General features: G+C 59.3%; 15 protein-coding genes. 13 read left to right on the top strand and 2 right to left on the bottom strand.

Annotation, left to right across the window (positions count from 1 at the left end; all coding sequences use genetic code 11):
* The first annotated feature begins 11 nt into the window (after window positions 1–11).
* From OH720_RS21740 to OH720_RS21690, 11 genes are all read left to right on the top strand, one after another.
* Window positions 12–950, top strand: a complete 939-nt coding sequence (locus OH720_RS21740; RefSeq protein WP_272602865.1) for a quinoprotein relay system zinc metallohydrolase 1 — start codon at window positions 12–14, stop codon at window positions 948–950.
* A 257-nt stretch (window positions 951–1,207) separates the two neighbouring features.
* Window positions 1,208–2,983 (top strand): PQQ-dependent methanol/ethanol family dehydrogenase, encoded by a 1,776-nt coding sequence (locus OH720_RS21735; RefSeq protein ID WP_272602864.1) that lies wholly within the window; start codon window positions 1,208–1,210, stop codon window positions 2,981–2,983.
* Between the two features lie 164 nt (window positions 2,984–3,147).
* Complete coding sequence (gene exaC, locus OH720_RS21730; RefSeq protein WP_110754382.1) at window positions 3,148–4,668, top strand: acetaldehyde dehydrogenase ExaC; 1,521 nt, start codon at window positions 3,148–3,150, stop codon at window positions 4,666–4,668.
* Between the two features lie 245 nt (window positions 4,669–4,913).
* Window positions 4,914–4,985, top strand: a complete 72-nt coding sequence (gene pqqA / locus OH720_RS21725) for a pyrroloquinoline quinone precursor peptide PqqA (protein WP_003253598.1) — start codon at window positions 4,914–4,916, stop codon at window positions 4,983–4,985.
* A gap of 55 nt (window positions 4,986–5,040) precedes the next feature.
* Window positions 5,041–5,955, top strand: a complete 915-nt coding sequence (pqqB, locus tag OH720_RS21720; RefSeq protein WP_272602863.1) for a pyrroloquinoline quinone biosynthesis protein PqqB — start codon at window positions 5,041–5,043, stop codon at window positions 5,953–5,955.
* Between the two features lie 123 nt (window positions 5,956–6,078).
* The gene (gene pqqC / locus OH720_RS21715) at window positions 6,079–6,831 is read left to right on the top strand and encodes a pyrroloquinoline-quinone synthase PqqC (protein WP_272602862.1); all 753 of its coding nucleotides are present in this window, start codon (window positions 6,079–6,081) and stop codon (window positions 6,829–6,831) included.
* Window positions 6,828–7,100 carry a pyrroloquinoline quinone biosynthesis peptide chaperone PqqD gene (gene pqqD, locus OH720_RS21710; protein ID WP_272602861.1) on the top strand — a complete coding sequence of 91 codons (273 nt, stop codon included), beginning with the start codon at window positions 6,828–6,830 and terminating at the stop codon, window positions 7,098–7,100. Before pqqC ends, pqqD begins: the two co-directional genes overlap by 4 nt.
* Window positions 7,078–8,220, top strand: a complete 1,143-nt coding sequence (pqqE, locus tag OH720_RS21705) for a pyrroloquinoline quinone biosynthesis protein PqqE (RefSeq protein ID WP_272602860.1) — start codon at window positions 7,078–7,080, stop codon at window positions 8,218–8,220. The genes pqqD and pqqE overlap by 23 nt, the downstream gene beginning before the upstream one ends.
* A 202-nt stretch (window positions 8,221–8,422) precedes the next feature.
* Window positions 8,423–9,586, top strand: a complete 1,164-nt coding sequence (gene ercA, locus OH720_RS21700; RefSeq protein ID WP_272602859.1) for an alcohol dehydrogenase-like regulatory protein ErcA — start codon at window positions 8,423–8,425, stop codon at window positions 9,584–9,586.
* Window positions 9,570–11,309 carry a PAS domain-containing hybrid sensor histidine kinase/response regulator gene (locus OH720_RS21695; protein ID WP_272602858.1) on the top strand — a complete coding sequence of 580 codons (1,740 nt, stop codon included), beginning with the start codon at window positions 9,570–9,572 and terminating at the stop codon, window positions 11,307–11,309. The genes ercA and OH720_RS21695 overlap by 17 nt, the downstream gene beginning before the upstream one ends.
* 204 nt (window positions 11,310–11,513) lie before the next feature.
* Complete coding sequence (locus OH720_RS21690) at window positions 11,514–13,160, top strand: phosphoethanolamine transferase (RefSeq protein WP_272602857.1); 1,647 nt, start codon at window positions 11,514–11,516, stop codon at window positions 13,158–13,160.
* Between the two features lie 112 nt (window positions 13,161–13,272).
* Here the strand turns inward: OH720_RS21690 and OH720_RS21685 are convergent, their stop codons facing one another.
* Complete coding sequence (locus tag OH720_RS21685) at window positions 13,273–15,897, bottom strand: glycosyl hydrolase family 5 (RefSeq protein WP_272602856.1); 2,625 nt, start codon at window positions 15,895–15,897, stop codon at window positions 13,273–13,275.
* A gap of 474 nt (window positions 15,898–16,371) precedes the next feature.
* On the opposite strand from OH720_RS21685, the gene OH720_RS21680 reads away from it, so the two are divergent.
* On the top strand, window positions 16,372–18,411 hold the full coding sequence (locus OH720_RS21680; protein ID WP_272602855.1) for an NADPH-dependent 2,4-dienoyl-CoA reductase: 2,040 nt from the start codon (window positions 16,372–16,374) through the stop codon (window positions 18,409–18,411).
* 167 nt (window positions 18,412–18,578) lie between these two features.
* Entirely contained in the window at window positions 18,579–19,505 is a 927-nt protein-coding gene (locus tag OH720_RS21675; RefSeq protein WP_272602854.1) for a 1-aminocyclopropane-1-carboxylate deaminase/D-cysteine desulfhydrase, read from the top strand.
* An 8-nt stretch (window positions 19,506–19,513) separates the two neighbouring features.
* Here the strand turns inward: OH720_RS21675 and OH720_RS21670 are convergent, their stop codons facing one another.
* Window positions 19,514–20,074 (bottom strand): cytochrome b, encoded by a 561-nt coding sequence (locus tag OH720_RS21670; RefSeq protein ID WP_272602853.1) that lies wholly within the window; start codon window positions 20,072–20,074, stop codon window positions 19,514–19,516.
* Between the last annotated feature and the right edge of the window lie 83 nt (window positions 20,075–20,157).

Below are 20,157 nucleotides of genomic sequence, written 5' to 3'. Positions count from 1 at the left end.
AGGAGCCTGTCATGCGCTGGATGCTGCTGTTGTTCATCGGCCTGGGCCTGCCAGCCATGGCCGATCTCGAATACTCGCTCAAACCCCGGCAGATCGCCGAAGACACCTGGTTGCTGGAAGGCAGCACCGACAATTTCGCCAAGGACAATGGCGGCAACATCGTCAACACGGCATTCATCGTAACCGAGCGCGGCGTGGTGGTGATCGATACCGGGCCGTCCAAACGTTATGGCGAGGCCATGCGCCGGGCCATTGCGGCGACTACTGACAAGCCGGTGATCCAGGTCCTGTTGACCCATCATCACCCCGACCATGTGCTGGGCAACCAGGCGTTTGCCGACGTGCCGATTGGCGCCTTGGCCGGCACCAGCGAGCTCTTGCAAAAGCAGGGCGATGCCATGGCCGAGAACATGTATCGGCTGGTGGGCGACTGGATGCGCGGCACCGAAGTGCTGTTGCCGACCCGGACGCTGACGGCCGGTGTGGAAAGTTTTGGGAATCACGATTTTCGCTTGCTGAGCCTGGGTGGGCATACGGGCGCGGATCTGGCTATTCTCGACCAGCAAACCGGCGTGCTGTTTGCCGGGGACCTGGTGTTTTATCAGCGGGCACTGACCACGCCCAACAGTCCGGGGCTGTCGGTGTGGCTGGCCGACATCGCGACCTTGCAGGGGTTGCCCTGGACGCAGATTGTGCCCGGCCACGGACCGGTCGCCAGCAATCCGCAACCCTTCGTGCAGATGCGCGATTACCTGGGCTGGCTCGATCAACTGATGCGCGAGGGCGCGGCCCATGGCAACGACATGGCCGAGATGATCCGCAGCCCCATTCCCGAACGATTCGCCGGCATCAGCCTGAGCCGTTATGAGCTGATTCGCAGCGTCAGTCATTTGTATCCGCGGTATGAGCGTGCGCAGATGACACGTGTCGACACTGGCGCCATTCATTGAAGCATACCGATACCCTGTGGGAGCGGGCTTGCCCGCGATAGCGAACTATCAGTCGACAAATGTGTTGAATGTGCAGCCGCCATCGCGGGCAAGCCCGCTCCCACAGGGGGCAGTGTTGTCCATCACTACCGAACCTGTACCAAGGAACTAGAAATCTCCACATTGCGGGCAATTGTTGTCCGGGCGGCGGCGCCCAAGAATCTGCACCACACCGGGAAAATTTCCCGGAAATAACAAAAACTGCAGAGGAAGCCGTCATGACTCAACCCGCACGTCGCCAGCCCTTCGTCTTGAGCCTGTTGCTCAGTGCCATGCTGTTGTCCGGTCAGGCATTGGCCGGGGTTTCCGACCAGGACATTCTCCAGGACCCGAAAAACCCCGAGCAAATCGTCACCAACGGTCTGGGTGTGCAGGGACAGCGCTACAGCCCGCTGAACATTCTCAACGTCGACAACGTCAAGGACCTGCGACCGGCGTGGGCATTCTCCTTCGGCGGCGAAAAGCAGCGCGGCCAGCAAGCGCAGCCGATGGTCAAGGACGGAGTGATGTACATGACCGGCTCCTATTCACGGGTGTTTGCCGTGGATGCACGCACCGGCAAGAAACTCTGGCAATACGACGCGCGCCTGCCGGATGACATTCGCCCCTGCTGCGACGTGATCAACCGTGGTGTCGCGCTGTACGGCGACCTGGTGATCTTCGGCACCCTCGACGCCAAGCTCGTGGCGCTGAACAAGGACACCGGCAAAGTGGTCTGGAGCAAGAAAGTCGCCGACCACAAGGACGGCTACTCGATCAGCGCCGCGCCGCTGGTGATCAACGGCAAGCTGATTACCGGCGTGGCCGGTGGCGAATTCGGCGTGGTCGGCAAGATCGAAGCCTACGACCCGAAAAACGGTGATCTGCTGTGGACCCGGCCGACGGTCGAAGGCCATATGGGTTACGTCTACAAGGACGGCAAAGCCGTGGAAAACGGCATCTCAGGCGGCGAAGCGGGCAAGAGCTGGCCGGGCGACCTGTGGAAGACCGGCGGCGCGGCACCTTGGCTCGGCGGTTACTACGATCCCGAAACCAACCTGCTGCTGTTCGGTACCGGCAACCCGGCGCCCTGGAACTCGCACCTGCGCCCTGGCGACAACCTCTACTCGTCGTCGCGCCTGGCGCTCAACCCGGATGACGGCACCATCAAGTGGCACTTCCAGAGCACGCCCCACGACGGTTGGGACTATGACGGCGTCAACGAACTGGTGTCGTTCAACTACACCGAGGGCGGCAAGGAAATCAAGGCGGCGGCCACCGCTGATCGTAACGGTTTCTTCTACGTGCTCGATCGCACCAACGGCAAATTCATCCGTGGTTTTCCGTTCGTGGACAAGATCACCTGGGCCACCGGCCTGGATAAAACCGGCCGGCCGATCTACAACGAAGCCAGCCGCCCTGGCGCACCGGGTACCGAAGCCAAAGGCAGCTCGGTGTTCGTAGCGCCGGCATTCCTCGGCGCGAAAAACTGGATGCCGATGGCCTACAACCGCGACACCGGGTTGTTCTACGTGCCGTCCAACGAATGGGGCATGGACATCTGGAACGAAGGCATCGCCTACAAGAAAGGCGCGGCGTTCCTCGGTGCCGGCTTCACCATCAAGCCATTGAATGAAGACTACATCGGCGTGCTGCGGGCAATCGATCCGAAAACCGGCAAGGAAGTCTGGCGGCACAAGAACTTCGCGCCGCTGTGGGGCGGTGTGCTGACCACCAAGGGCAACCTGGTGTTCACCGGCACGCCGGAGGGTTTCCTGCAGGCATTCAACGCCAAGACCGGCGAGAAGGTCTGGGAATTCCAGACCGGTTCCGGCGTACTCGGCTCTCCCGTGACCTGGGAAATGGACGGCGAACAGTACGTCTCGGTGCTCTCCGGCTGGGGCGGCGCCGTGCCGCTGTGGGGCGGCGAAGTGGCCAAGCGGGTGAAGGACTTCAACCAGGGCGGCATGCTCTGGACCTTCAAGCTGCCAAAAGACCTCGTAGCCAAGCACTGATTCCGAGTCTGCCGCATGGATCGTTCCCACGCAGAGCGTGGGAACGATCACCTACTACCAAATAACGAGAGCCCCTCCTGCCAACGATGCATTCGTCTGGCGCGCGGGGCTCTCTAGTATCGGTTCATCGCCTGTACAGGCATCGACCCAGACAGAGGCCCATCATGATCTACGCCCAACCCGGAACACCCGGCGCCGTCGTTACCTTCAAGCCACGCTACGGCAACTTCATCGGCGGCGAATTCGTCGCGCCGGTCAATGGCGAGTACTTCACCAACACCTCGCCGGTCAACGGTGAAGTGATCGCCGAATTCCCGCGCTCCAGCGCCGCCGACATCGACAAGGCCCTCGACGCCGCGCATGCCGCCGCTGATGCCTGGGGCAAAACCTCAGCCCAGGACCGCTCACTGGTGTTGTTGAAAATCGCCGATCGCATCGAGCAGAACCTGGAAATCCTCGCCGTCACCGAAACCTGGGACAACGGCAAGGCGGTGCGTGAAACCCTCAACGCCGACGTGCCACTGGCGGCCGACCACTTTCGTTATTTCGCTGGCTGCATCCGTGCCCAGGAAGGCGGCGCTGCCGAGATCAACGAGCTGACCACCGCCTATCACTTCCACGAACCCCTGGGCGTGGTCGGGCAAATCATTCCGTGGAACTTCCCGCTGCTGATGGCCGCCTGGAAACTCGCGCCGGCACTGGCCGCCGGTAACTGCATCGTGCTCAAGCCCGCCGAGCAAACGCCGCTGTCGATCATGGTCTTCGCCGAACTGATCGCCGACTTGCTGCCGGCGGGTGTACTGAACATCGTCCAGGGCTTCGGTCGCGAAGCCGGCGAGGCCCTGGCCACCAGCAAGCGTATCGCCAAGATCGCCTTCACCGGCTCGACCCCGGTGGGTGCGCACATCATGCATTGCGCCGCCGAGAACATCATTCCGAGCACCGTCGAACTGGGCGGCAAGTCGCCGAACATCTTCTTCGAAGACATCATGAACGCGGAACCTGCGTTCATCGAAAAAGCCGCCGAAGGTCTGGTGCTGGCGTTTTTCAACCAGGGCGAAGTGTGCACCTGTCCGTCGCGGGCATTGGTCCAGGAGTCGATCTACGAGCCCTTCATGGCCGAGGTCATGAAGAAGATCGTCAAGATCAAACGCGGCAACCCGCTGGACACCGAGACCATGGTCGGCGCCCAGGCATCGGAACAGCAATACGACAAGATTCTTTCGTACCTGACCATCGCCCAGGAGGAGGGCGCCGAGCTGCTCACCGGCGGCGCGGCCGAGCGCCTGGAAGGCGACCTGTCCAGCGGCTATTACATCCAGCCGACGCTGCTCAAGGGCCACAACAAAATGCGCGTGTTCCAGGAAGAAATCTTCGGCCCGGTGGTGGGCGTCACCACCTTCAAGGACGAAGCCGAAGCGCTGGCCATCGCCAACGACAGCGAGTTCGGCCTCGGCGCCGGCCTCTGGACCCGCGACATCAACCGCGCCTACCGCATGGGCCGGGCGATCAAGGCCGGGCGCGTGTGGACCAACTGCTACCACCTGTACCCGGCGCATGCGGCGTTCGGTGGCTACAAGAAGTCTGGCGTCGGCCGGGAGAACCACAAGATGATGCTCGACCATTATCAGCAGACCAAGAACCTGCTGGTGAGCTACGACATCAATCCGCTTGGGTTCTTCTAACCCTTTCAAAAACACCACAACCCCCTGTAGGAGTGAGCCTGCTCGCGATAGCGGTCCGACATTCAACATCAACGTTGAATGTCCAGACCTCATCGCGAGCAGGCTCACTCCTACATTGTTTTTGTGTGTCAGCACCCCCTACCAACGCACCCCCAAACCTCCTTCGAAAGTAGCATTCGGGCGCCCGGCGCGCCGTGCATTAATGGTGCTACCGGACTCACCCGGCACAAGAAGAGGAATGACCCATGTGGACTAAACCCGCGTTTACCGATCTGCGCATTGGCTTCGAAGTGACGATGTATTTCGCCAACCGTTGATTGTCCGCCCGGCCAGCCGTTGCGTTGGCCGGGCCTGCCTTCTGGAGCATTGCCCATGCACATCCGCGTTCTCGGTTCCGCCGCTGGCGGTGGTTTCCCGCAGTGGAACTGCAACTGCCGCCAGTGCGCCGGTGTGCGCAATGGCAGCCTGCGGTCCCGGCGTCGCACACAGTCCTCGATTGCCCTGAGCGACAACGGTGTGGACTGGGTGCTGTGCAATGCTTCGCCGGACATCCGCGCGCAACTCGAGGGTTTTGCGCCGCTGCAACCGGCGCGCCGCTTGCGTGACAGCGCCATTGCTGGCGTGGTGTTGCTGGACAGCCACATCGATCACTGCACCGGTCTGCTGAGCCTGCGTGAAGGCTGCCCCCATAAGGTGTGGTGCACCGAGCGGGTTCATCAGGACCTCAGCAGCGGCTTCCCGCTGTTCACCATGCTCAGGCACTGGAACGGTGGATTGCATTGGCAACCGATAGCGCTGGAGCGTGAGCCGTTCAGTATCGGCGCCTGCGCGCACCTGCGGTTTCATGCGATTCCATTGGTCAGCAACGCACCGCCGTATTCGCCCAATCGCGGCGATCCGCAACCGGGCGACACCATTGGTTTGTTCGTTGAAGACCAGCGCAGCGGTGCCTCGCTGTTTTACGCACCTGGCCTGGGGCAGGTCGATGATCAGGTACTGGCCTGGATGCAGCGCGCCGATTGCCTGTTGCTGGACGGCACCCTGTGGCGCGACGACGAGATGCGCATTTGTGAAGTCGGCCAGAGCCTGGGCAGCGAAATGGGCCATCTGGCACAAAGCGGGCCCGGCGGCATGCTGGAAGTGCTGGAAGGTTTCCCCCGCCAGCGCAAGGTGCTGATCCACATCAACAACACCAATCCGATCCTCGATGAAGACTCGGCCGAGCGGGCGCTGCTGGAGCGGCGGGGGATCGAGGTGGCTTATGACGGCATGAGTATTGAGCTGTAGCTGATGGCCCTATCGCTGGCAAGCCAGCTCCCACAAGGATCAGCGGCGTACACAAAACCTGTGGGAGCTGGCTTGCCAGCGATAGGGCCGGATCAGACACCGAAGATTCCCGGGAGACCCGAAATGACCAACACACCGATGACCCCCACTGAATTCGAGCAGGCCCTGCGCGCCAAAGGCGCCTACTACCACATCCACCACCCATTCCACCAAGCCATGTACGCCGGCCGCGCCACTCGCGCACAGATCCAGGGCTGGGTCGCCAATCGCTTTTACTATCAGCTCAACATCCCGCTCAAGGATGCCGCCATCCTCGCCAATTGCCCCGACCGTGAAGTGCGCCGCGAATGGCTGCAACGCATCCTCGATCACGACGGCGTCCCTGGCAGCGAAGGCGGCATCGAAGCCTGGTTGCGCCTGGGCGAGGCGGTGGGGCTGGATCGCGAGCAAATTCTATCCCAGGAGCTGGTGCTCCCCGGCGTACGTTTCGCCGTGGATGCCTACGTCAATTTCGCCCGTCGTGCCTGTTGGCAGGAATCGGCCAGCAGCTCGCTGACCGAGCTGTTCGCACCGCAGATCCATCAATCGCGACTCGATGCCTGGCCGACCCATTACCCGTGGATCGACGTCGCCGGCTACGACTACTTCCGTACGCGGCTGAGCCAGGCCCGGCGCGATGTCGAGCACGGCTTGCGCATCACCCTGGCACACTACGTCACCCTCGAGGCCCAACAACGCATGCTGCAGATCCTGCAATTCAAGCTCGATGTGCTGTGGAGCATGCTCGATGCCATGAGCATGGCCTACGAGCTGGAGCGCCCGCCGTATCACACCGTCACCCGCGACAACGTCTGGCACCGGGGGATTGCCCTGTGAACCTGATCAACCGCGAGCAGTCACCTTCATTGCGCCGCGGCTTTCGCCTGCAATGGGAACCGCGCCAGGACTGCCACGTGCTGCTGTACCCCGAAGGCATGATCAAGCTCAACGCCAGTGCGGGGCAGATTCTCGATCTGCTGGACGGCCAGCGTAGCGTCGCGGCGATCATCGATCGGCTGACGGCGAGTTTTCCCGACGTGCCGGGAATCGACGAGGACGTGCTGGCCTTCCTGGAGGTGGCCCATGCGCAATTCTGGATCGAGTGACGCGCTGCCGGGGCCACCCTTGTGGCTGTTGGCGGAGCTGACCTATCGCTGTCCGTTGCAGTGTCCGTATTGCTCCAACCCTTTGGATTTCGCCCGGCACGGCGAGGAACTGAGCACGCAGGAATGGATTCGCGTATTCCGTGAGGCGCGGGACATGGGCGCCGCGCAATTGGGCTTTTCCGGTGGCGAGCCACTGGTTCGGCAAGACCTGGCCGAGTTGATCAAGGCCGCGCGGGACATGGGTTACTACACCAACCTGATCACCTCGGGCATCGGCCTGACCGAGCAGAAAGTGCGGGACTTCAAGGTCGCCGGGCTCGATCACATCCAGATCAGTTTCCAGGCCGCCGACGAAGCGGTGAACAACATGCTCGCCGGCTCGCGCAAGGCCTTCGCGCAGAAACTGGCGATGGCCCGGGCGGTGAAAGCCCAGGGTTATCCGATGGTGCTCAATTTCGTCACCCACCGACACAACATTGATGACATCGCCAGGATCATCGATTTGTGCCTGGAGCTGGAAGCGGACTTCGTCGAGTTGGCCACCTGCCAGTTCTATGGCTGGGCCGAGCTCAACCGCGTCGGCCTGTTGCCGACACGCGAGCAATTGCAGCGCGCCGAGCGCATCACCAACGAGTATCGCCAGCGTCTTGAGGCGCAAGGCCACCCGTGCAAGCTGATATTCGTCACCCCGGATTACTACGAAGAGCGTCCGAAAACCTGCATGAACGGCTGGGCCAACCTGTTTCTCGACATCACTCCGGACGGTACGGCGTTGCCGTGTCACAGCGCCCGGCAACTACCGGTGCAGTTTCCCAACGTGCGCGAACACAGCATCGAACATATCTGGAACGATTCGTTTGGCTTCAACCGTTTTCGTGGCGATGCCTGGATGAAGGAACCCTGTCGTTCCTGCGATGAGAAACACAAGGACCTGGGTGGCTGCCGCTGCCAGGCGTTCATGTTGACCGGCGATGCCGAGAACGCCGACCCGGTGTGCAGCAAGTCGCCACACCATGGCGTCATCCTCAAGGCCTGCGAGGAGGCCGATGCACCGGGGCTGGGCATGGAACACCTGACGTTGCGCAATGAGAAAGCTTCGCGCCTGATCTACCGCGGATAAGCCGAACACCGCAAATCCCCTGTAGGAGTGAGCCTGCTCGCGATGGTGTGTCAGCGAAGCAGGTGGCGACTGACACACCATCGCGAGCAGGCTCACTCCTACAAGGGATCTGCGATGATTCCAGCCATTGGTCTGATTGCATTAATGGCCGGATGGGTTAGTGTGGCTTTACCTTCCAAAACAATAAAAAACAGGCTTTCCAATGAGCCAGAGTCTCAGCCAGCTGCGTAAATTCGTTTCGCCTGAAATCATCTTCGGTGCCGGCTGCCGGCACAACGTCGGCAACTACGCCAAGACCTTTGGCGCGCGCAAGGTCCTTGTGGTCAGCGACCCCGGGGTGATTGCCGCCGGTTGGGTCGCGGATGTCGAAGCCAGCCTGCAAGCCCTGGGCATCGAATATTGCCTCTACAGTGGCGTCTCGCCCAACCCGCGGGTGGAAGAGGTGATGCTGGGTGCCGAGCTGTACCGGGAAAACCACTGCGATGTGATCGTCGCCGTCGGCGGCGGCAGCCCGATGGATTGCGGTAAAGGCATCGGCATCGTCGTCGCCCATGGCCGCAGCATCCTCGAGTTCGAAGGCGTGGACACCATCCGCGTGCCGAGCCCGCCGCTGATCCTGATTCCGACCACCGCCGGCACCTCGGCCGACGTTTCGCAATTCGTGATCATCTCCAATCAGCAGGAGCGCATGAAGTTCTCCATCGTCAGCAAGGCGGTGGTGCCGGATGTGTCGCTGATCGACCCCGAAACCACCCTGAGCATGGACCCGTTCCTGTCGGCCTGTACCGGTATCGATGCGCTGGTGCACGCCATCGAAGCCTTCGTGTCCACGGGGCACGGGCCACTGACCGATCCCCATGCGCTGGAAGCCATGCGCCTGATCAACGGCAACCTGGTGCAGATGATCGCCAACCCGACGGACATCGCCCTGCGCGAGAAAATCATGCTCGGCAGCATGCAGGCCGGGCTGGCGTTCTCCAACGCGATCCTTGGCGCGGTGCATGCCATGTCCCACAGTCTCGGCGGCTTTCTCGACCTGCCCCATGGGCTGTGCAACGCGGTGCTGGTGGAACACGTCGTGGCGTTCAACTACAGCTCGTCACCGGATCGTTTCAAGGTGATTGCCGAGACCTTTGGCATCGACTGCCGAGGCCTGAACCAGCGGCAGATCTGCGGGCGCCTGGTCGAGCACCTGATCGCGCTGAAACACGCCATCGGTTTCCACGAAACCCTCGGTTTGCATGGGGTCAGTACGTCGGACATTCCCTTCCTGTCGCAACACGCCATGGATGATCCGTGCATCCTTACCAACCCGCGCGAATCCAGCCAGCGTGATGTCGAGGTCGTCTATGGCGAAGCCCTCTGACGAACAGCAACAACGGGCGCTGGCCGGACTGCTCGGATTAGGCAGTCATTCGGCGCGCAAGAGCCATTACCCGGAACTGGCCGCGCGCCTGGATGAACTGGAAGCTGAGCGCAACCGCTACAAATGGCTGTTCGAAAACGCGGTCCACGGGATTTTCCAGGCCAGCCTGCAAGACGGCATGCGCGCCGCCAACCCGGCAATGGCGCGCATGCTCGGCTATCAAGACCCGCAGGAGGTGCTGTTCTCCCTGGCGGACCTGGCCAGCAACCTGTTTGTCGGCGGCGTGCGGGAGCTGGAAGACATTGGCGAAATCCTCACCCACCAGGGCAGCCTGCACGGCTATGAAACCCAGTTGCGACGCAAGGATGGCAGCTGTCTCGACGTGCTGATGAACCTGCTGCTCAAGCCCGGTCAGGAAGGGCTGGTGGAAGGGTTCGTCGCCGACATCACCGAACGCAAACTCGCCCAGCAACGCCTGCAGCAACTCAATGACGAGCTGGAGCAGCGCGTGACCGCGCGCACCGATGAGCTGCTGGAAGCCAACCGCAACCTGCAACAGCAGATCACCCAGCGCAAGCAGATCGCCGAAGCCTTGCGCGATGCCCGTGACGCCGCGGAGGCGGCCAATCACAGCAAGGACAAATACCTCGCCGCCGCCAGTCACGACCTGCTGCAACCCCTCAACGCCGCGCGGTTGCTGATCTCCACCTTGCGTGAGCGCAAGCTGCCCGAAGTCGAGCAGGTGCTGGTCGAACGCACTCACCAGGCACTGGAAGGCGCTGAGGATCTGCTCACCGATTTGCTCGATATCTCAAGGCTCGATCAAGCGGCGGTCAAGCCGGATGTCGCGCTGTACCGCCTCGACGAATTGCTCGGGCCATTGGTCTCGGAGTTCCAGTCGGTGGCCGAGGCCGCCGGCTTGCGTTTGCGTGTGCACATGGGCGACTACGCCATTTGTACGGACTTGCGCCTGATGACCCGGATCCTGCGCAACTTCCTCAGCAACGCCTGCCGCTACACCGACGAAGGCAGCATCCTGCTCGCGGCAAGGCGCCGGGGCGACAGGCTGCGCCTGGAAGTGTGGGATACCGGGCGCGGGATCCCGGCCGATCGCCTCGATTCGATCTTCCTCGAATTCAATCAACTGGACGTCGGCCGCGCGGCCGACCGCAAGGGCGTGGGGCTGGGGCTGGCGATCGTCGAGCGCATCGCGAAAATCCTCGATTACCGGATCCAGGTGCATTCACTGCCGGGCCGGGGGTCGATGTTCAGCATCGAGGTGCCGATTTCCCGTGAGGTGCCGTTGCCCATCAGCCTCACGGCGCCTCAACCGGGCACGGGTAATCCGTTGCCGGGCCGGCGTTTGCTGGTGCTGGACAATGAAGTGAGCATCCTTGAGAGCATGAGCGCGTTGCTCGGGCAGTGGGGCTGCGACGTCGTCACGGCCACCGATGAAGCCTCGGCGGTGGCGGCCCTGGCGGGCCAGGCACCGGAACTGATTCTGGCGGACTATCACCTTGACCACGGCGTGGTGGGATGTGACGTGGTCAGGCATTTGCGCGAGCATTACCGCCAGCCGATTCCTGCGGTGATCATCACCGCGGATCGTACCGATCAGTGCCGGCGCTCACTGCAACGACTTGAAGCGCCGCTGCTGAACAAACCGGTGAAACCCGGCAAGTTGCGTGCGGTGTTGAGTCAGTTGTTGGGGGCGCCGGCTTGAAGGCAGGTCGCGGATAATCTCCTGCGAGTTGACCCGCGTGCTGACAAGAATAGTGTTGCCCTCAGTGTCTGAACCGCGCTATAGCCGAGACTCGCTACGTTTGGACGCCAAAGGAGAGAATATTTTTAACGAGATACAGCGAGCGCGCCAATTGGAGCTACCCTCTGAGGAGGCATATGGGTATCCTGCGAGAATAATTATCAAATGAAAAACTCTGCCAAAATTATCGATTACTCATTTAAAATATTAAAAGCAGAATGGCCAAATTTAGTATTGTGGTCATATCTGCTATCACCGTTGATTGTTAGAACGCTAACAAACTATCAACACTCTAAAATTGATTTATTGGTCTTTTACACCCTTGGCATGTCGGTGTTGTGGCTTTTGGCAATTAGATTTATTTCATCCAATCAATTCAAAGTTCACATCATTCTGCTGCCATTTTATTTGGTAGCAGCTGTTGATCTCTTTTTGGTTTTAAATTTCAACTCAAAATTAACAGCGGCCTATATATTTATTGGTTTGACAAACTATAAGGAGGCAAGCGATTTTTTACCGACCTATTGGCAGTCCATCAGTATCGTTTTGGTGATTTTCATATTTTGCTATGGGGTTGGATTAATAGGCCTGCATAAGCGCGAATTATATAAAAACAAAGGTATTTTTGTTCTGGTTGTTAGCGCCTTGCTGGTGGGGTATGGGGCGTATTTTTATAAAACTGTCAAACTTAATTCTCTCGGGAAATCTGCAGTCATGGATCTCCTTGCAAAAGATCAAAGCACGCCAGTAGGTTATTTATCGCAAATTGCCCTTACTGCAGACTTGTATTTGGGGACGGAGAAACTTATCAAGCGTCGTCGAGAGGCTGATGTAAAAATAACCAGCATGTCGGATCAATCAAATATAGAAACTATTGTTTTTGTGATCGGTGAGTCATCACGGCCGCACAACTGGTCCCTCTACGGTTATCACAAGGAAACAACCCCAAATCTCGGTAAGCAGGCGGGGATTTTCAAGTTTAATCATATTTGCACGACAGCCCCATATACCGCGTTTGCGGTTCCTTCAATGTTGAGCCTTGAGCCTATATGGGATTGGGAATCCATTGTGTCAACAAAATCATTGGTGAGTATATATCGCGCAGCCGGGTACATGACCTATTGGTTGTCTGTGCAGGAAGTTGATAGTTTTGGCGGAATAATTCCACAAATAGCTGCAGAGGCACAGTACCGTCATTATTTTGAGAGAAGCTATGATGGAGCATTAATTTCAGAATATGAAAAAATACTAAAAAAAGGCGATACAGAAAAGAAAGCCATATTTATTCATGTCAAGGGTAGTCATTTCGAGTATTCACGCCGATACCCAGAACATTTCGATAAATTCCAGCCGTCAACAAACAGCTTCAAAGACAAAATTACCGCGGAATATGATAATAGTATTCTATATACGGACTGGCTATTGAGCACAATTATTGATCAATTGAAGTCAAGCAAAAAACCATCTGTCTTGTTTTATTCATCGGATCATGGTGAAAACATGATGGATGACAGTCAAGGGCTCTTGGGTCATGGGATTGGCAATAAATATGACCTCCCGGTTTCGGCATTTATCTGGGCGTCGGATAATGTTTCAAGTCAGCAATCGCTCAAGCTTTTAAAGCTGAGGGAAAGAGAAAGTCAGAAAATCAGCATATCATCCTTGCCCCATACTCTTTTAAATATCACTGGGGTTTTCACGAATAAGTATAAAAGTTCGGATGATTTATTAAGTGATGATTTTGTATCGTCGAAATGTCCACATCTGCTCGGCGCAGGCTATGTTCCATCGTTCGATTTTGACACCCATTAAATAGCCCTCGCTGAACAACGCCGCAAGGCGTTGATCCATCAGGTTGACTTCCTGATTTCAGGTCTGGCGTGCAATTCCACGGCAGTAAGGCTTCAAAGTCATCTCACGTCGCCTAAGGTTGTGCTTGCGTGACGCCTTTTTTCAAAAACAACCAGTTCGACGCCTGCAGGCCGTCGAACTTGATTGTATAGCGGCCATCAAGGTAGGTCGCGGGCAGCTTCTTCATTTGCCCCAGAATGCCGTGGGTGAACAGTGTCAAGCCTTGCGGCGCCTGGATTGTTAGCGTGCCCTCGAGGGGCTCAACGTAAAAAGGTATTTTGGCGTCGTCTTGGGGGATGGCACGGGTGCCTAACGAAATCAGTAAATCCTGCGATCGGCCCAAAGGCGCGTCGTCCAGACTTTGCACCACCACACTGGCGTTGGCGGTCTTCACTTGAACTTGAATGTTGCCGAGGCTGATCGACTCGCCGCCGATCCAGCCGGTAGCGGCCTGGGTACGTGGTGTATTGATGGTGTAGATGCCTTGTTTCCAGTTGCGCTTTAGCTCACCCGTGTCTGTCGTGGACTCGCTGGCATTGGTGTCCAGCAGCGACTGGCCAGGGTCATGAAATTCCTGTGCATTGCTTGGGATAACGCTCTGTTGCAACCAAGGCAATTGCGGCGTCTGTGGCATCGCGATTTCCAGCTTGCCTTTCTCCATGGCTGTGCGCAGTAGAGCAGAGTTGGCCGGTGTGATCATTTGGTTGAACAGGGTGCTTGGCGTCGGCGCGAAGACGTAGGTCGTTGTTGCTTCGCGAACGTCTGCACGGCGATAAAGCAAGGCAGCGGCGGGCAGAGTGGCCAGCATTGCAGGGTCGTTATAGGTGTGCCAGTTGCTGGCACTCATGTCTTCGCCCCCCAGTGGCTCCTGGCTGTAGGCATATTGCATCAGTGCATCCCAGCCTTGGTGTCTGGCGGTGCCGGCGATATAGAGTGGCAGCGAGTGACGGTCTGGTGTCGGGAAGGGCTCATTGTTCCACTCGGTGACAGTCAAGGGTTTGCCGGTGACCTGGCCGGCAGCAAGCCAATTCACTATGCCGTCGCTGTAGAGCGGGTTTTTCTCTATCTGTCCCGAACCCCCGTAGCTATGGACGTCGATTACGTCGCCGGCGGTAAGGGCCGGCAGGGAGTTCAGACCATTGCGGCCCCAGCTACTGGTTGTTGCGATGGGGACCTTCACGCCTATTCCACGCAGGTGTTGAATCATGTCGACGTTGAAACGTCGCTCCAGATCGTTAAGGAACAGCTTGGAGGAGCCTGGCTCCCAGGAGCGCCAGGTCTGGTCTGCAGACAGATTGTGCTGCTTGGCAAAAGCCTCGGCCTCCGCCATGTAGACGCGATTGTGCTTCGGCAAATTCTTGTCTGGCAACAAGGCGTTGCCAAAGTGATTGGTGACGTCGTTTTCGTTGGTAATCAATACGGCGGCGATCGCCGGGTCGTCTTTGTAGGCGAGACCGGTGTAGCTGTTTACATGGGTCAGGTAGGCTTCGGCAAAGCGCTTCATGGCTTTCTGAATGGTGAGATTCACATAGGAATAGCCCTTGAGATAGGTAAAATTCTGCTCTTCTTTTGGCAATTCATCGAAGCCATAAATGTTGTCGTTTTCAGTGAAGACTCGCTGGACGTGCAGATCGAGCCACACATAAATGCCTTCGTCTTTCAGGCACTTGATCCACCAGTCGATTTTTTTCAGCGATTGCGGGCTCAGTTGCTGGGTGCTGCGCGTGACCCTACCGTCGCCAAAGATGTTCGGGAAGACCCATGGCGAGTCATGGTGGTGCAGTCGTACGAGATTGAAGCCCAGTGCCGACAGGCGTTTGGCCTGCAGCTTGATTGCATCGTCTGGCGTGAGGAACAGCGTGTAGGCCGAAAGGTTGGTGCCCCAGAAACGCGCCGCCGTGTTGTCGGCAAATAGCAATTGCTCGCCGGAGGCTTTGACGAAGCCGCGCTTGCCTGCAGGTTTTTCCTGAGTGTTGAGAAAGGACAGGTCGACCGGCGAGGATTTCCAGTCGAGCTTGTCAGTCGGCCAGCTCTTTGGGTCCGACAGCCCGAAGCGCTCGGTAGTGGTCGGGCCGACCGCCACATCGCCAGAAACGCTCAAGGTGGCTGTGAAATCCTGGCGGCCAGGTTTGATCGTGTTCTTGTAGAAAAAAGCGCGCACCTCGGATTTACTGCCCGATTCAAAGTACACACCCGCCAGTGCGGGCTCGAAGCGCATTTCGATGCGTCGACCTTGTGCATTGCCCCAGGTCCAGCCGCGGTTTTCGGGTAGCAAAGTGGGCTCGCCCATTTCTCCAGCGAAAAGAGCGGGGTCGAATTCGAAGACGATGCCACCACCTGAAACGCCAGACTTCCCGCTGTGTGCATCCAGGGTAAAGTTCCAGCTCAGTTTTTGCTCGCCTTGCTTCTGAATCTGCGCAGTCAAGTCGAAATCCAGCGCTTTGTTTTTGCCTGCAAGGGAGTATCGATAAGGGGTGTTTACCTTGAATTCGGTCTGCAAATACGTCCAGTCCCAGTTCCTCCCAAAGAACGAGAATGTCGTAGCAACTACCGGACTGCCACCACGCACCAGCATTGGCAGGCCGTTGCGCTCATCCACACTGACGACCCAGTCCGACGCCCAGGTACGAAATGGCCAAATAGCAAAAAACGGCAGTAGCAGGAGCAGTATCCGGGGACGGCGAAACAATTGGACCATGGGTTCTACCTGAGTTGGACATGGGCACTCACCGTGACGGCGGTCGAGGTGTGCTTGAGCCTGCGCGCCATCCGAGTATAGGCAACTCCAGTCCAGCCACCGACCAATACACCACGGGGATCACCGTGATACTGCTAACGGCAAAAAAACTTCAATGAACAGGTAGAGCGTTTGGCGCAAAGTGTCGGTGACCGTGGTTTCGCGCAGGCAAAGCAGACTCGTCGAAGCGGTAGAGGGCCACCAAATACCGAGCGTCAGAGTCTGGCCATTCACTGCCCATCGTGGCGGGCAGATGTCGACAGCTTGCTGCCTCTCGCAATCAGCCGTTAGCCCGAAAAAAGCGCACATTTCGGTCATTAAGTTGTCAGTTTCGGTCATTGAGTGCCGACGGTGCGGCTCTTAGTCTGTCGAACATGACTGACGGGAGCCGTAGAGCTCCCGCTTTATCCGTGATCGCTCGCTGTGGAGTTACCGATGACCGCCGCTCACTACCCGCACCTGCTGGCCCCGCTGGACCTGGGATTCACCACGTTGCGCAACCGTACCCTGATGGGTTCGATGCACACCGGCCTTGAGGAAAAGCCCGGTGGTTTCGAGCGCATGGCGGCGTACTTCGCCGAGCGTGCCCGTGGTGGTGTCGGCCTGATGGTCACCGGGGGCATCGGCCCGAACGACGAGGGCGGTGTGTATTCCGGTGCGGCCAAGCTGACCACCGAGGAAGAAGCGCTCAAGCACCAGATCGTCACCCGCGCGGTGCACGAGGCGGGCGGCAAGATCTGCATGCAGATCCTCCACGCCGGTCGTTATGCCTACAGCCCGAAACAGGTCGCGCCAAGCGCCATCCAGGCGCCGATCAACCCGTTCAAGCCTAAAGAGCTGGACGAGGAAGGCATCGAGAAACAAATCCGCGATTTCGTCACCTGCTCGACCCTGGCCCAGCAGGCCGAGTACGACGGTGTCGAAATCATGGGCTCCGAAGGTTATTTCATTAACCAGTTCCTCGCCGCCCACACCAACCACCGCACCGACCGCTGGGGCGGCAGCTACGAAAACCGCATGCGCCTGCCGGTGGAAATCGTCCGTCGTGTGCGTGAGGCGGTTGGCCCGAACTTCATCATCATTTTCCGCCTGTCGATGCTCGACCTGGTCGAAGGCGGCAGCACCTGGGAAGAAATCGTGCTGTTGGCCAAGGCCATCGAGCAGGCCGGCGCCACGATCATCAACACCGGTATCGGCTGGCACGAAGCGCGGATTCCGACCATTGCCACCAAGGTGCCGCGCGCAGCCTTCAGCAAGGTCACGGCCAAGCTGCGCGGCTCGGTGAACATTCCGCTGATCACCACCAACCGCATCAACACCCCGGAAGTCGCCGAGCAGATCCTGGCCGAGGGCGATGCCGACATGGTGTCCATGGCGCGGCCGTTCCTGGCCGACCCTGACTTCGTCAACAAGGCCGCTGAAGGTCGCGCCGATGAAATCAACACCTGCATCGGTTGCAACCAGGCGTGCCTGGACCACACCTTCGGTGGCAAGTTGACCAGTTGCCTGGTCAACCCGCGTGCCTGCCACGAAACCGAACTCAACTATGTGCCGGTGCAGCAGATCAAGAAAATCGCCGTGGTCGGTGCCGGGCCTGCCGGCTTGTCCGCCGCGACCGTGGCCGCCGAGCGTGGCCATGAAGTGACGCTGTTTGATTCGGCCAGCGAAATCGGCGGCCAGTTCAACGTCGCCAAACGGGTGCCGGGCAAGGAAGAGTTCTTCGAGACCCTGCGTTACTTCGGTCGCAAACTGCAGACCACCAACGTCGAGGTGTGCCTGAACACCCGCGTCGATGTCGCCAGGCTGGTCGAGGGCGGCTACGACGAGATCATCCTGGCCACTGGCATTGCGCCGCGGTTGCCGGCGATTGAGGGCGTGGAAAATGCCAAGGTGCTGAGCTACCTGGAGGTGCTGCTTGAGCGCAAACCGGTGGGCAAGCGTGTCGCGGTGATCGGTGCCGGCGGTATCGGTTTCGACGTCTCGGAATTCCTGGTGCACCAGGGCGAGGCCACCAGCCTGAACCGCGATGAGTTCTGGAAGGAGTGGGGCATCGATACGCACCTCGAAGCACGCGGCGGTGTCGCCGGGATCAAGGCGGCACCCCATGCCCCGGCCCGCGAAGTGTTCCTGCTGCAACGCAAGAAATCCAAGGTTGGCGACGGCCTGGGCAAGACCACCGGCTGGATTCACCGCACGGGTCTTAAGAACAAGCAGGTGCAGATGCTCAACAGCGTCGAGTACCTGAAGATCGACGACCAAGGCCTGCACATCCGTATCGGCGAAACCGGTGAACCGCAGGTGTTGCCAGTGGACAACATCGTGATCTGCGCCGGGCAGGATCCGCTGCGCGAGTTGCAGGACGGCCTGGTGGCGGCGGGGCAGAACGTGCATCTGATCGGCGGCGCGGATGTCGCGGCGGAGCTGGATGCCAAGCGGGCGATCAACCAGGGATCGCGGTTGGCGGCCGAGTTGTAATCCGCGGGTCAAACGTGCCAATGGCTATCGCGGGCAAGCCCGCTCCCACAGGTTCCAGGTTGCTCATGCATTTTGTGAACGACGCAAATCCACTGTGGGAGCGGGCTTGCCCGCGATGGCGTCCGCAAGGCTGCTAATATGCCGGCTCTTTACCTGAGCCGGCCTCAATGCTTATTCCTCCCCTCGACTGGCTACCCCAAGCCCCCCTCGAACCCCTCCATCTCGACTGGCTAAAAACCGCCAACATCGAACTCGCCATCCTGCGTCTGGACCAGATCGACCCGCTGATCAGCGGCAACAAGTGGTTCAAGCTCACCGAACACCTCAAGGCCGCTGATCATGCAGGCGCCAAGGGCATCATCAGCCTCGGTGGCGCGCATTCCAATCACCTGCATGCGCTGGCCGCTGCCGGCAAGCGATTCGGTTTTGCCACGGTCGGCCTGTTGCGCGGGCACGCTCAGCAAACGCCAACGGTGAACGATTTGCAGGCGTTCGGCATGCAACTGCACTGGCTGGGTTACGGCGGCTATCGGGCGCGGCATGAGGCGGGCTTCTGGGAGCCCTGGCAGGCGCAGTATCCCGATCTGCTTGCGGTCCCGGAAGGCGGTGGCGGTTTGCCGGGAGCCCAAGGCTGCGTGCAGCTCAAGGCACTGGCCTGCCAGCAACTGAGTGGCCTGGGCTGGAGCGACTACAACGGTTGGTGGCTGGCCTGTGGGACCGGCACGACCCTGGCCGGGCTGGTCATGGCCGAAGCGGGGGAGCACCCGGTCTACGGTGCGCTGGCGGTACCCGACGATCATGGTGTGGTGCAGCAGGTTGAGAGGATTGTGGAGGAAGCGGGCGTGAATGCTCCGTCTTATGAACTGTTCGACGCCAGCCGGGGTGGCTTTGCCAAGGTCGACCCGCTGTTGCTCGAATTCATCGAGCAAACCGAACAAGCCAGCGGCATTGCCCTGGAACCGCTGTACACCGGCAAGGCGTTGCTGGCGCTCAGGCAGCAGGTCGAGGCGGGGAGGTTTGCCCCAGGCACGCGGCTGATCTTTATCCACACCGGCGGTTTGCAGGGCCGCCGGGGATTCAGTCCACAAACCTGACAGGTGTTTCAGGTATCGCTGTTCACCCGCTTGGGCATCATCCGCAGCAAGGTGTTATCGCCCACCACATAGTGGTGATACAGCCCGGCGACGGCGTGCAGGCCGATCAGCCAGTAGCCGATGGTGCCACCGAGCACGTGCCAACCCTGCATCTGCTTGGCCAGGTCCTTGTTTTCCGCGACCAGAAGGGGCAGGTCGAAGCCGTAGAACATCACCTGGTTACCTTTGGCGCTGGTGACCAGCCAGCCAAGAATCGGCATGGCGATCATGAAGAGGTAAAGCGCCCAGTGCATCAATCTGGCCAGCACCGTTTGCCAGCGAGGCGAGGCCGGAAAGATCTGGGGTGCCGGGCCGAGGCTACGGGCGAACAAGCGTAGCCAGACCAGCACGAACACGGTCAGGCCGAGCATGAAGTGCGATTCCACGATCAGCGTTCGACCACCGCTACCCTTGGGAAAGAGGCCGCGCAGTTCGATGCAGGCGTAAACCAGCGCCAGCAGGACCAGCATCAACCAATGCAGTGCGATCGAGACGGTGCTGTAGCGCGAGTCGGAATTCTTCCACGGCATACGGTGTTCCTCACAGGTCCGGTTTGCAGCCACCGTTCTTGATCGACGGTGTGCTTTAACTGTAATCCTGTTTCTTCGCACTT

This window comes from Pseudomonas sp. WJP1 (assembly GCF_028471945.1).
Lineage (GTDB): Bacteria > Pseudomonadota > Gammaproteobacteria > Pseudomonadales > Pseudomonadaceae > Aquipseudomonas.
This window is presented reverse-complemented; position numbering and strand designations above follow the sequence as displayed.

Excerpts from the sequence above, each read along its gene's own strand:
- OH720_RS21740 (WP_272602865.1), top strand. The coding sequence starts at position 12 with ATGCGCTGGATGCTGCTGTTGTTCATCGGCCTGGGCCTGCCAGCCATG.
- OH720_RS21735 (WP_272602864.1), top strand. The coding sequence starts at position 1,208 with ATGACTCAACCCGCACGTCGCCAGCCCTTCGTCTTGAGCCTGTTGCTC.
- exaC (WP_110754382.1), top strand. The coding sequence starts at position 3,148 with ATGATCTACGCCCAACCCGGAACACCCGGCGCCGTCGTTACCTTCAAG.
- pqqB (WP_272602863.1), top strand. The coding sequence starts at position 5,041 with ATGCACATCCGCGTTCTCGGTTCCGCCGCTGGCGGTGGTTTCCCGCAG.
- pqqC (WP_272602862.1), top strand. The coding sequence starts at position 6,079 with ATGACCAACACACCGATGACCCCCACTGAATTCGAGCAGGCCCTGCGC.
- pqqE (WP_272602860.1), top strand. The coding sequence starts at position 7,078 with ATGCGCAATTCTGGATCGAGTGACGCGCTGCCGGGGCCACCCTTGTGG.
- ercA (WP_272602859.1), top strand. The coding sequence starts at position 8,423 with ATGAGCCAGAGTCTCAGCCAGCTGCGTAAATTCGTTTCGCCTGAAATC.
- OH720_RS21695 (WP_272602858.1), top strand. The coding sequence starts at position 9,570 with ATGGCGAAGCCCTCTGACGAACAGCAACAACGGGCGCTGGCCGGACTG.
- OH720_RS21690 (WP_272602857.1), top strand. The coding sequence starts at position 11,514 with ATGAAAAACTCTGCCAAAATTATCGATTACTCATTTAAAATATTAAAA.
- OH720_RS21685 (WP_272602856.1), bottom strand. The coding sequence starts at position 15,897 with ATGGTCCAATTGTTTCGCCGTCCCCGGATACTGCTCCTGCTACTGCCG.
- OH720_RS21680 (WP_272602855.1), top strand. The coding sequence starts at position 16,372 with ATGACCGCCGCTCACTACCCGCACCTGCTGGCCCCGCTGGACCTGGGA.
- OH720_RS21675 (WP_272602854.1), top strand. The coding sequence starts at position 18,579 with ATGCTTATTCCTCCCCTCGACTGGCTACCCCAAGCCCCCCTCGAACCC.
- OH720_RS21670 (WP_272602853.1), bottom strand. The coding sequence starts at position 20,074 with ATGCCGTGGAAGAATTCCGACTCGCGCTACAGCACCGTCTCGATCGCA.